This is a genomic window from Microtetraspora glauca, assembly GCF_040656155.1.
GTDB lineage: Bacteria > Actinomycetota > Actinomycetes > Streptosporangiales > Streptosporangiaceae > Microtetraspora > Microtetraspora glauca.
In genome coordinates this window covers 347,801-360,526 of the sequence record NZ_JBFALK010000001.1, presented here as the reverse complement: position 1 = coordinate 360,526, position 12,726 = coordinate 347,801, and the positions used below count along the sequence as shown (strand labels likewise).

Sequence of the window (12,726 nt, the reverse complement as noted above, 5' to 3'; positions counted from 1 at the left end):
GGCCGGGGTGGTGAGGTCCGATTCCCGCCAGCAGGAGGGTCCGGGCAGGGCATAACGTCGAACACGTGAGCACGCGAGAGCTGGACTTCAACTCGTGCTACGTGGCGGTGTCCGCCCGCGACTCCCGGTTCGACGGGCGCTTCTACACGGCGGTCACCTCCACGGGCATCTACTGCCGCCCGGTGTGCCCGGCGCGCACTCCGGCCCGGAAGAACGTCCGTTTCTACCGGCACGCGGCCAGTGCCGAGGCCGCCGGATTCCGGCCCTGCCGCCGGTGCCGCCCGGAGCTGAGCCCCGGCGCCCCCGGCTGGGACGTACGCGCGGACCTCGTCGGGCGGGCGCTGCGCCTGATCGGGGACGGTGAGGCCGACGACCACGGCGTCAGCGGCCTCGCGCGGCGGCTCAACGTGACAGAACGTCACCTCCACCGGCTGTTCGTCGCCGAGTTGGGGACCGGGCCGCTCGCCGTCGCCAGGACCAGGCGGCTGCTGCTGGCCAAGCAGCTCCTCACCGAGACCCACCTGCCGATCGCCGATGTCGCGTTCGCCGCGGGGTTCGGCAGCGTGCGCCAGTTCAACGCCGCCATGAAGGAGTCGTACGGCTTCGCGCCCGGAGACCTCAGGAAGGCCGCCGCGCCGATGGGCGGCGCCGGCGGGCCGCTCCTCGCCGCGCACGGCCTGACCCTGCGGCTGCACTACCGCGGGCCCTACGACGCTGCGGCGCTGCTCCGCTTCCTCTCCGCCCGCGCGATCCCCGGCACCGAGTTCGTCACGGCCGACGCGATCGAGGACGCCACCTACAGCAGGGCGATCCCCGGCGGGTGGTTCACGCTGGCGCCCGCGGGGGACCACGTCCGGCTCACCGTGCGTACCGGGGACACCCGGCAGCTGGCCAGGATCGTGGCGCGATGCCGACGCCTGCTCGACCTGGACGCCGACCCCGAGGCCATCGCCTCGGTCCTCGGCGCGACGTCGCTCGAGCCGCTCGTCGCGGCGCGTCCCGGGCTGCGCGTGCCCGGCGCGTTCGACGGGTTCGAGCTGGCCGTACGCGCGGTCGTGGGGCAGCAGATCTCGGTCGCCGGAGCCCGGACGCTCCTCGGCCGCATCGCCGCCAGAGCCGGCACGGCCGTCACGGTGCCCGACGGCGAGGCCGCACCGGTCACCCTGCTCTTCCCCACGGCGGACCAACTCGCCGGGGCCGACCTGACCGGGCTCGGGCTGACCAACCGCCGCGTCGAGACGCTGCGCGCGGTCGCCGAGGCGGTCGCCGGCGGGCTGATCGACCTGGACGGAGCCGAGGACGTCCCGGAGACGGTGGCCAAGCTGCTCCGGATCCCGGGCATCGGACCGTGGACCACGAGCTACATCGCGCTGCGCGCCCTCGGCGACCCCGACGCGTGGCCCGGCGGCGACCTGGTACTGAAGAAGACCATGCAGTGCCTGGGCATCCCTGCCGAGCATGTCGAGCGGTGGCGGCCCTGGCGGGCCTACGCCGCGCTGCACCTGTGGAACGCCGCCCCTGGAAAGACCGGACACAACGCCTGATAGGAGGGAGCGGCGAGCCCATGTGGCGGCCGCGATCACCATGATCACTACCCAGATCCTGCCCACTCCGGTGGGCCCGGTGAGCGTCCTCGCCCATGACGGGGTCGTCGTGGCCGCCGGATTCAGCGCGGACCCGCAGGAGCAGTTCGTCCGGCTTCCCGCCGCACTCCGGGCGCTGCCGCTGGTCGAGGGCGACCTCGGCGACATCGCGCAGGCCGTACGGGACTATCTGGACGGCGACCTCGACGCACTGGACCGCGTCCCCGTGGAGCAACCGGGAACGGAGACCCGGCAGCGGCTGTACACGGCGCTGCGCGGCGTGCGTGCCGGGACCACGGTGTCGTACGGCAGGCTGGCGGAGATGGCGGGGCTGCCCAGGACGGCGGCCCGGGCGGCGGGGTCGGCGTGCGCGCAGAACCTGATCGCGCCGTTCGTCCCGTGTCACCGCGTTCTACCCACGACGGGCGGGTTCGGCGGCTACTACTACGGCGTCCCGGTGAAGGAGTGGCTGCTCGCCCACGAAGGGCGCCGCCCGGCCCCTGTCACCCCGTGACGACGGACTGCACCTCTCCGACGGGGACGTCTCGGGTGACGGTGGCCCGGATCGGGTCGAACGGGAACGGCTGGCCTCCCTGGTCGTCGGTGCTGACGACCTGCCACACGGAGGTGACGGTGAGCGTGTAGACGTCGCGCGACTGGTCGATCGAGGCCCTGAGGTAGCGGACGCCGCAGGTGAAGGTCCCACCCTTGGTGTAGGGACGCCCGGCGGCTCCGCAGTTCTCGCGCACCTCGGCGCGGTCCGACGTGGTGCCCGGGTCGATCTCCACGTCCTTGGGAGTGGCGGTGACCGTGACGCTCATGAACCCCGGCAGGGTCGCGGTCACCGAGCGCGGCTCCTGCGTTCCGCCCTCCAACCAGATCCAGGTGGGCAGGTTGACGAAGCTCCTGGCGTCCGGGCTGAGCTTGACCTGCGGATCGGGCACGGTCAGCGCGGCCCTGGCGATCTGCCGGAGCTCGTCGGCGGTGATCCCGCCCGGGGGTGGGGCGGCCCCGTCCGGCACCCAGACGGCGGCGGCCAGCGCGGCCGAGCAGACCACCCCGTTCTGATCGCCGGCGTTGTACGCGGCACGCCACCAGCGGCCCGGTTGCCCCATTTTGTCGCGATATTTCTGGAGGAGGTCATTCGTGTACTGCTGGCTGTTCGCGCTGGAGTCGGCGAGGTCGGGGTCGGCGCGGAACGCGTGGCGCAACGTCGCGTCCTCCTCACGCAGCATCTCCTCGGCGTTCTTGTACGGCTCGTACCAGCAGGGGCGCGGAATCCGGTAACCGTCGCCCTTCGCGCCCTTGCCGCCGAGGCCGTTGCCGGAGAGCACGATGGAGGAGTTCATCAGCCGTACCCCGGCGGTCTTGCCCTCCTGGAATCCCTCCGCGGTCGGCCGGCCCGGACCCGGCGTCGGCGCCATGACCAGGGACGCGAGCAGAGGCGCGAGCAGTGGCCCGAGCAGAGGTGTGAGCAGGGCGGCGATCGGTCTCATCGGGCACACTCCTTCGCGGGCGCGGCAGGGTAGGTGGCGATGCGGAACGTGTTGATCCGCCAGACACCGCCTTCGTCCCGGCCGACCACACCGACCCACAGGTAGACGGACAACGGCGGCCGGGTCCAGTCCGGCTGGTTCGCGACGGGCTTCCCCACCGAGTCGGTCATCCGGATCCCCGACTCGTCCACGCAGCCGAGCACCCGTACGCCCATCCGGTCGCCGATCGTGACCTCGGAATCGACTCGCAGCGCGTACAGCCGGGCCACGCCGCGCGCCGACAGGTTCCGGTCGGAGAACCCGCGCAGGCGGGTCACGATGTCGCGGATGGCCGTCGGCTCCACCTTCGCGAGGTAGGAGGCGTCCTGCCCGCCGCTGGCGACGGCCCGCCACAGGGCGGTGTAGCTCTCGGCGTACATGCGCAGCGCTCCGGCCACGCCGGGGTTCACCCCCGAGGGCCATTCGATCTCGACCCGCAGCCCGTCCCCGGCCGAGGCCTCTTCGGTCCCCGGAGTGATCGGCGACCCCGCGGGGAGGGGGGTGGCGGACGGCGTCCCCCGTACGGCGTCGGCGGTGCCCCGGCCGGTGGACCCGCCCGCGAGCGTGCCCGTGCCTCCGGGGGCGAAGACCGGTTCTCTCCCGGAGGATCCGCATCCCGCCGCGAGGAGACCGCACAGCAGGGCGCACAGCAGGGCGCACAGGACGCCGCCCCTCAGCACCGCGGCGCCCCGCACGGTTCTCGCCGCTCGCATGGTTCTCGCCGCTCGCATGGTTCTCGCCGGTGAAGGGGCTCTCGCCGGTGACAGGGTTCTCGCCCCTCGCGGGGCGCCCGCCGTCGCCGGTGGCCGGTCACGCGAGACGCGGGGTGCCGAGGCCCGGGGGGGCGCCCCGGCGCCAGTCCGGGAGCAGTTCATCGATCAGCGCCTCCGTCTCGGGAGCCATGCCGCCTCCGTGGGGATGGGACGCGGCCCTTCGGTGCAGGCCGTCGACCACCGCGCGCAGCCGCGCGGGATCGCCGGTGGCGTGCGCGGCCCGCAGCAGGTCGCGCCAGAGCCCCTCGTCGTCCGCCGCGAGGAGCAGGCCCGCCCGTGCCGCCGCGACCGCGGCCATCGGCTCGCCCCGCGCCAGCCGCAGCTCGCAGAGGCGGTGGGCGGCGTCCGCCACGCTCGCCGTCACGTCGTACTCGAGCGAGTCAGCGGCGAGCCAGGCGTACCGGCCCGTCGGCCTGCCGCTCAGCAACGGCCCGCGCACCAGCCCGACGGCCTTCTCCAGCAGGAGGGTCTCCGCCTCGGGGTGCTGGTCACGGGATCTGCGGACCAGCTCCTGGAAGAGATGCCAGTCGCTTCTGATCTCGGGGCCGAGCCGCAGCCGCCCCGACTCGTCCGCGTGGACATGCGGGCGGCCTTCCGCGTCGGCGCCGAGCCACTCCACCACACGCGCGATGGTCGCGTCGCGGACCACCGCCTGCACGCCGCGCGGCCACAGCACGCCGCCGAGGACGACCGGATGCACCCCCGACGGATGCGCCGCCAGGTAGACGACCATCTCGTGGGCGAGCGCGGCCCGGCCCTCTTCCAGCCGGTTCACCGGGCTGATCTCGACCGGGCCGAGGATGCGGACCTCGATCGAGGGGGGCTCGTCCGGCACCCGCACCTCGGGTTCGGGCAGCGGCTCGCCGTCTGCGCGCTGTGCCGTACGGAACAGGTCGATGACAGCGGTGTAGTGGCGGCGCGGCAGGAGCTGGGCGTCGACCTCGAACCCCAGGGCGTCGATCCTGGCCCGGCCTCCGTCGGTGATCTCCCAGGTCCAGGTCGCGTGCGGCATCCCGCCCGACACGACGTATCCGGTGGCCGTGCGCGTCGCCTTGCCGAGCACCGCGAGGCGGCGCGCCTCGTCCTCGTCCGGGCGGATCGCCGAGAGCAGGTAGTGGGGCGTCCAGGCGGGATCGGCCACCCTGGAGTGGATCCGTCCGGTGAGGACGTCGCCGGTCTCGCGGGCCGCGCGTTCCTCCAGCTCGGGCAGGACCTCGGCGAGGCTGCCCGCGACCCGGATCCGGTCGGGCGCGATCAGCGTCAGCTCCTCGCCGAACCCGACGAGGGTGAGCGTCATGTGGTCCGACCAGCGGTTGGTCGCCAGCTCGACGGCGAGCGCGGACATGGCGGCGACGGTGTTGGTGCCCTCCATGGCGACGATCCCCTGCGCGGCCTCCAGGTCGACGAGCACCCTGCCGCCGTCCGCGGTCCCCAGGGAGACGAGGCCCGGGTACGGAGCGGGCACGCCGGCGAGGTCCCGCTCGTCGATCCGGCGCCCTTCGTGGGCGTGGAGCCGCCACACCTGCCCGCCGTCGCACGCCTCCCAGGGCTCGGGCGCGTCCAGGTCCGCGGGGTGGATCCACAGGTCCAGGCCCCTGCTGGACAGGTGGACCGCGTAGATCGTCGGCGGGCGCCTGTCCTGGTCGGCGAGCAGCCTGCCCAGCAGGCGCAGCCCCAGGTCGAGCATGCGGCTGCCCGGCGCGTCGGCCCCGAGGCGGATCGCCACCTCGGCCCCGGCGGCGTCCCCTCTCGGCCGGACCACCCGCCGGCCGAACGCGCGCCGCCAGAGCTGCTCCCTGCGCCGCCGCCCCAGAATGGCGAGCAGCCCGGCCGCCGCCAGTGACGCCGCCGCGAGGTAGTCGGCCAGGTCCGGGCCGCCGTCCTCCCGCTGCCCGTGGGGCCCGGCCAGCGAGGGTTCGCCGTGCTGCGCCGCCGTCCTGTCGCCCCTGGCGGTCGTGTCCTGCGCCGAGGGGACCGGCGACGGCTCGGCCCCGGCGGTCTCGCGGTGGGGGCGCTCGGGCAGGGCGGGCGGCGGCATCTGGAAATCGTCGTTTCCCGACACCGGATCGCGGTTCTCGCCCCGCCCGGCGTCGCGCCCGGTGTCCCGGCCGGTGTCGCCTTCGTTGCCGAGGTCGTCGTCCAGGTCGCCACTGCTGTCCGTCGGCATCCGGGGATGCTGGTCCAGCGTGGTGGGCCGGTCCTCCTCCACCGGGACGATCAGGACGTTCCTCGCGTCGTCCGGCATGTCGAGGACCCAGCCCGGCCTGATCAGGTCGGCCATCCGCAACCGGCTGCCGTCGGGCTGCTCCTTGTGCTGGTTGAGCCGGTAGATCTCGGGATAGCGGCGGCCGTCGCCGAGACACTTGTCGGCGATCTCCCACAGGCTCTCGTGGTGGCGCCCGTGCGGCGGCTGCACGACGTAGACCTTCTTCACCTCGCGGGCCTGGAGCGGCGGGCGGTCCTCGGTCGTGACCACGGGCGCGGACAGCGTCGCCGCCTGGGGACGGATCGACGGGCCGGTGCCGGCCCCGGTGACCGGCCCGATCACCGGAACGGCCACCGCCGCTGCGGCGAACAGCAGCAGCACGGCCGAGACGAGCCGGTTGGCGAGCGCCTGCGTGCCGCCGGACAGGGGGACCCGCGCCGGCATGCCCACCCGGCGGATCCCGGCGTACACCTCCACGATCACGCAGACGAGCAGCTGCAACCAGGCCAGCCACACCAGCAGGATGAGGATCGCGATGACCGTCTCCGGGCCGACGTTGCTCGTGAGCACGTCCATGTCCCGCAGCTCGGGCCGCAGCGGCGGCCCGGCCAGCCTGATCAGCGCGTACGGCACGCCGCCCACGAGGGCGACCAGCGCCAGCAGGGCCGCGACCCCGGCGAGGACGTCGCGCGGCGTCCGCTTCGGCGGGATGCGCACCGGACGCCGGACGGCCCGGCGGCCCTGCCGGCGGTGCTGGTGCGCGGCGGTCTGCTGGAAGGTCGAGAAGGACGGCTGGTCACGGTCGGCGACCGGCGGCCGGGTGGAGCGTCCCTCGGACGGCGGCGTGGGATCGCGGGAAGGCGGCAGCGCCGGTGGCAGCGGTGCCCGTTGGCCGGGAGGGCGACCACCGCCGGGTGGACGGCCACCACCGGGAGGGCGGCCCGCGCCGCGGGGGCGCCGCGGCGAGCTCGAACCGCGCGGCCACGAGTTCCCTTCACCGGTCATGCGTCCCCCGCGTCCGGCCCGGCCGTGGCGGTGGCCGCCATCTCCGAGCCGCCGAATCCGAGCACCGACAGGAACACGGCGTTCCAGCGGACGCCGACCTCGACGGTCACCTCCGCCTGGCCTCCGCCGATCTCACAGCGCTTCATCTGTACGTCCTGGTCGTCGTGGGCCGCCACGATCTCCCCCGCCCGGCCGCACACGGCGCCCTCGTCGGCGAGCAGCCGTACCTGGCCGTTGGCGCGCAGCGCCTCCACGTCGATCTGGTCGGCCGCGGCGCGGGCGCCCTGTTCCGCGACGTCGGCGGCCCGAAGCCGGGCGTTGATGGCCGCCCCGCCGTCGACGAGCAGCCCGGCGAGCAGGAAGACCGCCACGGAGAAGATGACCACGAAGACCGACATCGATCCCCGCTCACCCCACGCCCGCGATCCCGCGATGCGTCTTTGGCGGCCTGACCGGCGCGTACGGCCGCGCCGCCCGTGCGGTTCGGTCAATCCACCCTCCGGAACTGCTCCAGCGGGACGACGGAGGTCCCCTTCATGCGCCGTGTCGTGCCGAAGCCGAGGAAGTCCAGGTTCAGCTCGCAGGTCACGGCGACCTGGACGACGCCGCCTTCCTTCCATTCGGTGCCCGACAGGCCGACCTCGGGAGCGCAGTCGCCGGAGAGCGCGGCCTCGGCCGTCTCCGCCGCCGCCGACTCGGCCTCCGACCGGGTCCGCTGGACCGACGCCGCGCGGGCCGCGTCCCTGGCCGCGCCGTTGACCTCCCCCTGGGCCTCGACGACCCGGCCCGCCCCGACGAGGAACATGAGGAAGAGCAGGAAGACGGGCGCGAGCATCACGGTCTCGGCCGTCATCGACCCGCCGTCCCGCGACCGGGGGCGGGACGCCTCGGGAGGCGGACGCCGTACGGGACGGGTCACCGGCACAGGTCTTCGCGGCATCGGTCTCATTGGCATCCGTCCGAACCGTCGTCGGGGCGGAAACACTCGATGGGGCCGCCGAAACTGGCGGTGATGGTGAACGTCATCTCGGGAAGCAGCGGCACCACCTGGACGGCGCTGCCGGTCACGTCGACGCCGCGCTGGTCACCGCGTTCCCAGGCCCGAGCCGTGGCGTTCCTGAGGATCTCGGGCCCGACCGCCCGCACGATCTGCTCGGCCTTCGCCTCGGCGTCGCCCTGCCAGCTCTCCGAGGTCCCGGCCGCGCGGGCGAGCCTCGCGCCTTCCCTGGCGGCGGCGTCGGCGACCTGCCTGCCGTGGAACCAGAGCGTGAGCTGGACGACCAGCAGCACCACGGCCAGGACGATCGGCATGAGCATGGCGAGCTCGATCACGGTCGCTCCGCGGTCGCGCGCGGTCCGCGGCACCGTGGACCGGGTCGCTCGGAGCCGGATCCCTGCCGACCGGGTCACTCTGGGCCGCCGTCGAACTGACCTCCCCCGCCTCCCCCGCCGCCGGTGCCGCCACCGCCGCCGAAGTTGGAGGTGATGTCGGCTTCCTTCTGCGTGACCAGGTTCTTGATGAGGGTGGCCAGGCCGAGCGCGACTCCGGCGATGATCGCCGTGATGATCACCCACTCGACGGCCGAGGCCCCCTTGCTCGGCGCGTTACGCGCGCGGTCGATCCGCACATGGAGCATCGCGATCAAATAGGTGAGCATCTACGCCCCCAACATCTTCATGGCCGCCGGGAAACTGAGAAAGATCACGAAGCCGGCGCACAGCAGGAGCTGGGCGACGAGCATCGATTGGGATCGCTCCCCCGCCTTGCCCTCGACCTCGGCGAGCTCCCTCCGCCGGAGGGTCGCGGCACGCGCGGTGAGCGAGGAGCGGACCTTGGCGCCGTCGTCGGCGACCAGGCCGAGCGCGGCGGACAGGTCGCGCAGCTCGTCCACGTTGATCTCGTCGCCGAGCTGCCCGAGGGCCTGCCAGGGGGTGATGCCGACGATGCGGGCGTTGCCGAGCGCCTCGCGGATGCGTTCCATCGCCCAGTTGGCGCCCGCACCGGAGCTCCCGGTGGGGCTGCCGACGGCGACCGCCATCATCAGCGCCTCCGGGACGCCGCGTCCGCCCGCGAGGTTCATGGCGACGAGGTCGAGGAACGCGCCGACCGCGTGCCGGAAGTCGCGGCGGCGGACTGCCGCGTCGCGCCGGATCTGCATGTCGGGGAGGAGGAAGAAGACCGCGGAGACCGCCAGCGCGGACCAGAGCGGGATGTTCACCGACATGTCCCAGCCCATCAGCGCCAGCCAGCCGACCAGGAGGGGGAAGACCAGCAGCCCGCACGCCGCGAGCAGGACCTTCGTGGCGAGGAACCCCTCGAAGGACTTGCCGAGCAGCGCCAGGTCGGCCCGGATGGACCGGGCCTCCCATCCTCTGGCCGCGTAGAACCGCGCGAGCCGTACGCCGAGGTCGCGGCGGAACGCGCTGACCTGCTCGTCGGGGGCGATGAGCGGCGCCCTCGGCAGGTCGGCGCCCTCACGCGCCAGGTCGAGCGCCGTCAGCCGGGCGAACAGGCCGGGCCTCGGTGGGAACAGCGCGCGGAAGAGCAGGAAGAGGCCCAGGCCGAGTACGGCTCCCGCGAGCGCCGGCTCTGTCATCGTGTCCCTCCCGCCCGGAGCGCGGACTCGTCCGCGGCGTCGTCGCGCGGCTCGCCGCCCCTCGCCACCGGCCCGCCCGCGCCCGCGTACGGCGCGAGGATCCGGGCGGGCTTGTCGAAGCGGGCCAGCCGGCGCATCCACGCGAATCCGGCGCCGAACAACCCCGCGACCACGACGAGGACGGCCTGGCCGAGCACCGAGCCGTACTCCTCCACGTACGAACGGTTGAAGATCACCAGGATGGCCGCGAAGGCCAGTGCCGTGCCGACCACGATCTGCACGCTCTTGCGGGTGGATCGGCGCTCGGCCTCGACCCTTCGCCGCATGTCGAGCTCCTCGCGGGCGGAGACGGCCAGCGCGGACAGCACGTCACGCAGGCCGGGACCGCGCAGCCGCGAGTTGAGGATCAACGCCGCGACGACGAGGTCGGCGGAGGGGTCGTCGAGCTCGTCGGCGAACATCCTCAGCCCGTCGGCCAGGGGCATGCGGGAGTGCAACCGGTCCACAAGCGCGAGCAGGTGGGGCCGGAGCATGGGCGCGGCCGCCCGGATGGACGAGGGAATGGCCTGTTCGAGCCCGGCGGCGCCGGCGATCGTGTCCCGCAGCGACTCGGTCCACGCGGCCAGCCCCTCCAGGCGCCGCATGGCCGCGCGCTCCTCTGACGCGCCGCCGGCCAGGCCGCGCCAGGCCAGGACGAGGAGGACGGCGCCGACCGCCATCACCGGCCATCCCGTCACCAGCAGGACGACGAACCCGGTGATCACTCCGATCGCGGTCCGGGTGGACAGCGTCCTGAGCAGCTCGCGCCGACCGGACTTCCCGTCGGGGCCGGCGGGCCGGGGGCGCAGGCCGTACAGGGCGAGGGCGAGGAGGAACAGGCCACCGCCCGTCACCGCGCCGGTCAGCAGCACCAGCGGATCGAACAAACCGGCGGGCATCAGCGCCACACCTCCTGTGCGGGGTCGTAGCCGTGCGCCGCCAGCTCGTCCAGGCAGGAGATCGGGGCGTGCGGGACGACGCGGTCGCCCGCGGCGATGAAGACCTCCGAGGACAGGACCCGCCCGTCGCAGCCCGTGACCTCGCGCACGCTGGTCACGAAGCGCCGGAGCGTCCCGCCGCGGTGGTAGTCGTTGCGCTTCTCGATGAAGACCACGAAGTCGATCGCGCCCGCGATGAGCATGTGGGTCGCCTCGATGGGCAGCCGCTCGTCGGCCTGCAGGGCGTACGTCGCGATGCGGTTGAAGACCTCCATCGAGGAGTTGGCGTGGATCGTGGAGAGCGAGCCGTCGTTGCCCTGCGTCATCGCGTTGAGCATGGTGACGATCTCGTCGCCCAGGACCTCGCCGACGATGACCCGCGAGGGGTTCATCCGCAGGGAGCGCCGGACCAGCTCGGCCATGGTGATCTCGCCCTGCCCCTCGGAGTTCGGCAGGCGCTGCTCGAACGCCACCACGTTGGGGTGCAGCTCGGGGAACTGGTCGAGGCCGAGTTCGAGCGCGCGCTCGACCGTGATGAGCCGCTCTGCCACGGGGATCTCGTTGGCCAGCGCCCGCAGCAGCGTCGTCTTCCCCGCGTTGGTCGACCCGGCGATCATGATGTTCTTGCGCGCCGCGACCGCGGCCGCGAGGAAGCGGCCGAGCTCGGGGGCGAGTGTGCCGTTGCCCACCAGGTCGCTGAGGAACACCTTGCCCAGGCGGGCCCGGCGGATCGACACGGCGGGCCGTACGGTGACGTCCATGACGGCCGACAACCGGGAGCCGTCGGGCAGACGCAGGTCGAGCTGCGGGTTCGCGGTGTCGAACGGCCGGGACGACAGGCCGGAGTACGCCGCGAGGATCTGGATGAGCTCGATCAGCTCGTCGTCGGAGTCGGCGACGGGCTCGTGCGCGATCTCCTGCCCGTCGGCGTAGCTCACGAAGACCCGGTCGCAGCCGTTGATGTCGATGTTCTCGACCTCGGGGTCGTCCAGGAACGGCTGGAGACGGCCCACGCCGAACAGCGCGGCGTGGATGCCGGCGGCGAGCGCCTCCTCCTCGTCGACGGTGGGCGGGGTGCGGCCGACGCCGATCTCGCCCCTGGCGTACTCCTCCAGGACCTGCGCGATCAGCGCGCGGGCGAACTGCCGCTCGTCCTCTCCGGTCATCGGGGGGATGCCGCTCGCCTGGTCCAGCCGCCGCTGGTGGGCCAGCCGGTCGCCGACCTCCTGGCGGAACCGCTTCACCAGCGTGTGGTCGATGCCGCCCTGCTGCCCGCTCATCGTCGCGCTCCGCGTCGGTCGGCCCGCTGCCCGGCCGGCTCCTCGGGGGAGATCAGGGCGGCCAGCCGCCCGGCCAGCTCGCGCGCGGTGCGGATCAGCAGGCTGCGGTCGAGCCGCCCGCCCCACTGGCCGCGCAGCAATTCGGCGCCCTTGGGGTCGTGCGCGAGCCCGGCCACGAACGCGACGTCCCAGGGCGCGACGATGCGCCGGACCTCCTCGACGGACGCCCGGTAGGACCGGGGGTCGGCGATCACGACCACGACCGGGCGGCTGTCCAGCAGGGCCAGCCGCTCGCGCAGGTGGGCGACGTGGTCGAGGCTCGGGCGGGTGAAGAGCACGACCTGGGCGGCCTCCGCGATCAGGTCGCCGATCTGGGCGTGCCCGCCGAGGCGGCCGCAGTCGGCCAGCACGTCGGCGTGCGGCAGCGTGGCCAGCGACCGGCCGAGGGGCCCCCACAGCCAGGTGAGCCCCCCGGCCTGCTCGCCGTGGGTCAGGCCGGTGAGCACGTCCAGGCCGCCGACGAGCTTCTGCGTGTGTTCGTAGATGTGGTCGGGGTGCAGCCCGCGCCTGGCGACCGCGCCCAGGCTGAGCAGGCCGCGGCCCGGGTTCAGCACGCCGCCGTCCTGAGCGGGCAGCCGGTAGGCGAGGTCGCCGCCGGACGGGTCGCACTCGGCCAGCAGCACCGGACGCGGCCACACCGCCCCGAGGGCGGTCGCCGCGGTGGTCACGCCGGGCGCCCCCTTGTCGGCGGCGAGCACGATGAGCGCCAC

13 protein-coding genes are annotated in these 12,726 nt (G+C 73.8%); 2 read left to right on the top strand and 11 right to left on the bottom strand.

What is annotated here, in order from left to right:
• Positions 1–65: 65 nt before the first annotated feature.
• Positions 66–1,544, top strand: coding sequence for an AlkA N-terminal domain-containing protein (locus tag AB0I59_RS01725; protein WP_358129006.1), 1,479 nt, complete (start codon positions 66–68; stop codon positions 1,542–1,544).
• A 22-nt stretch (positions 1,545–1,566) separates the two neighbouring features.
• A complete protein-coding gene (locus tag AB0I59_RS01720) occupies positions 1,567–2,097 on the top strand; it encodes a methylated-DNA--[protein]-cysteine S-methyltransferase (protein WP_358129004.1) in 531 nt (176 codons plus the stop codon).
• On the opposite strand, the gene AB0I59_RS01715 is transcribed toward AB0I59_RS01720, so the two are convergent.
• From AB0I59_RS01715 to AB0I59_RS01665, 11 genes are all read right to left on the bottom strand, one after another.
• Positions 2,087–3,079 (bottom strand): hypothetical protein, encoded by a 993-nt coding sequence (locus AB0I59_RS01715; RefSeq protein WP_358129001.1) that lies wholly within the window; start codon positions 3,077–3,079, stop codon positions 2,087–2,089. The two genes, AB0I59_RS01720 and AB0I59_RS01715, sit on opposite strands and share 11 nt — an antisense overlap.
• The gene (locus tag AB0I59_RS01710; protein ID WP_358128998.1) at positions 3,076–3,831 is read right to left on the bottom strand and encodes a hypothetical protein; all 756 of its coding nucleotides are present in this window, start codon (positions 3,829–3,831) and stop codon (positions 3,076–3,078) included. The genes AB0I59_RS01715 and AB0I59_RS01710 overlap by 4 nt, the downstream gene beginning before the upstream one ends.
• A 97-nt stretch (positions 3,832–3,928) precedes the next feature.
• The gene (locus tag AB0I59_RS01705) at positions 3,929–7,102 is read right to left on the bottom strand and encodes a BTAD domain-containing putative transcriptional regulator (protein WP_358128995.1); all 3,174 of its coding nucleotides are present in this window, start codon (positions 7,100–7,102) and stop codon (positions 3,929–3,931) included.
• Positions 7,099–7,500 (bottom strand): pilus assembly protein TadG-related protein, encoded by a 402-nt coding sequence (locus AB0I59_RS01700; protein ID WP_061253383.1) that lies wholly within the window; start codon positions 7,498–7,500, stop codon positions 7,099–7,101. The genes AB0I59_RS01705 and AB0I59_RS01700 overlap by 4 nt, the downstream gene beginning before the upstream one ends.
• An 89-nt stretch (positions 7,501–7,589) precedes the next feature.
• Positions 7,590–8,042: a TadE family protein gene (locus tag AB0I59_RS01695; RefSeq protein WP_358128992.1), complete on the bottom strand. Its 453-nt coding sequence runs from the start codon at positions 8,040–8,042 to the stop codon at positions 7,590–7,592.
• 5 nt (positions 8,043–8,047) lie between these two features.
• Complete coding sequence (locus AB0I59_RS01690; protein ID WP_308066798.1) at positions 8,048–8,434, bottom strand: TadE/TadG family type IV pilus assembly protein; 387 nt, start codon at positions 8,432–8,434, stop codon at positions 8,048–8,050.
• A gap of 74 nt (positions 8,435–8,508) precedes the next feature.
• Complete coding sequence (locus AB0I59_RS01685; RefSeq protein WP_061253381.1) at positions 8,509–8,760, bottom strand: hypothetical protein; 252 nt, start codon at positions 8,758–8,760, stop codon at positions 8,509–8,511.
• Positions 8,761–9,699, bottom strand: a complete 939-nt coding sequence (locus AB0I59_RS01680) for a hypothetical protein (RefSeq protein WP_061253380.1) — start codon at positions 9,697–9,699, stop codon at positions 8,761–8,763. It lies immediately after the preceding gene.
• Positions 9,696–10,637, bottom strand: a complete 942-nt coding sequence (locus AB0I59_RS01675) for a type II secretion system F family protein (RefSeq protein WP_358128987.1) — start codon at positions 10,635–10,637, stop codon at positions 9,696–9,698. The genes AB0I59_RS01680 and AB0I59_RS01675 overlap by 4 nt, the downstream gene beginning before the upstream one ends.
• A complete protein-coding gene (locus AB0I59_RS01670; RefSeq protein WP_061253379.1) occupies positions 10,637–11,956 on the bottom strand; it encodes a TadA family conjugal transfer-associated ATPase in 1,320 nt (439 codons plus the stop codon). The genes AB0I59_RS01675 and AB0I59_RS01670 overlap by 1 nt, the downstream gene beginning before the upstream one ends.
• Complete coding sequence (locus tag AB0I59_RS01665; RefSeq protein WP_061253378.1) at positions 11,953–12,726, bottom strand: CpaE/TadZ family protein; 774 nt, start codon at positions 12,724–12,726, stop codon at positions 11,953–11,955. Before AB0I59_RS01665 ends, AB0I59_RS01670 begins: the two co-directional genes overlap by 4 nt.

What these genes read in the sequence shown, in the direction of transcription:
- AB0I59_RS01710 (WP_358128998.1), bottom strand. Translation starts at nt 3,831, where the DNA reads ATGCGAGCGGCGAGAACCGTGCGGGGCGCCGCGGTGCTGAGGGGCGGC.
- AB0I59_RS01675 (WP_358128987.1), bottom strand. Translation starts at nt 10,637, where the DNA reads ATGCCCGCCGGTTTGTTCGATCCGCTGGTGCTGCTGACCGGCGCGGTG.
- AB0I59_RS01680 (WP_061253380.1), bottom strand. Translation starts at nt 9,699, where the DNA reads ATGACAGAGCCGGCGCTCGCGGGAGCCGTACTCGGCCTGGGCCTCTTC.
- AB0I59_RS01715 (WP_358129001.1), bottom strand. Translation starts at nt 3,079, where the DNA reads ATGAGACCGATCGCCGCCCTGCTCACACCTCTGCTCGGGCCACTGCTC.
- AB0I59_RS01705 (WP_358128995.1), bottom strand. Translation starts at nt 7,102, where the DNA reads ATGACCGGTGAAGGGAACTCGTGGCCGCGCGGTTCGAGCTCGCCGCGG.
- AB0I59_RS01700 (WP_061253383.1), bottom strand. Translation starts at nt 7,500, where the DNA reads ATGTCGGTCTTCGTGGTCATCTTCTCCGTGGCGGTCTTCCTGCTCGCC.
- AB0I59_RS01670 (WP_061253379.1), bottom strand. Translation starts at nt 11,956, where the DNA reads ATGAGCGGGCAGCAGGGCGGCATCGACCACACGCTGGTGAAGCGGTTC.
- AB0I59_RS01695 (WP_358128992.1), bottom strand. Translation starts at nt 8,042, where the DNA reads ATGCCGCGAAGACCTGTGCCGGTGACCCGTCCCGTACGGCGTCCGCCT.
- AB0I59_RS01685 (WP_061253381.1), bottom strand. Translation starts at nt 8,760, where the DNA reads ATGCTCACCTATTTGATCGCGATGCTCCATGTGCGGATCGACCGCGCG.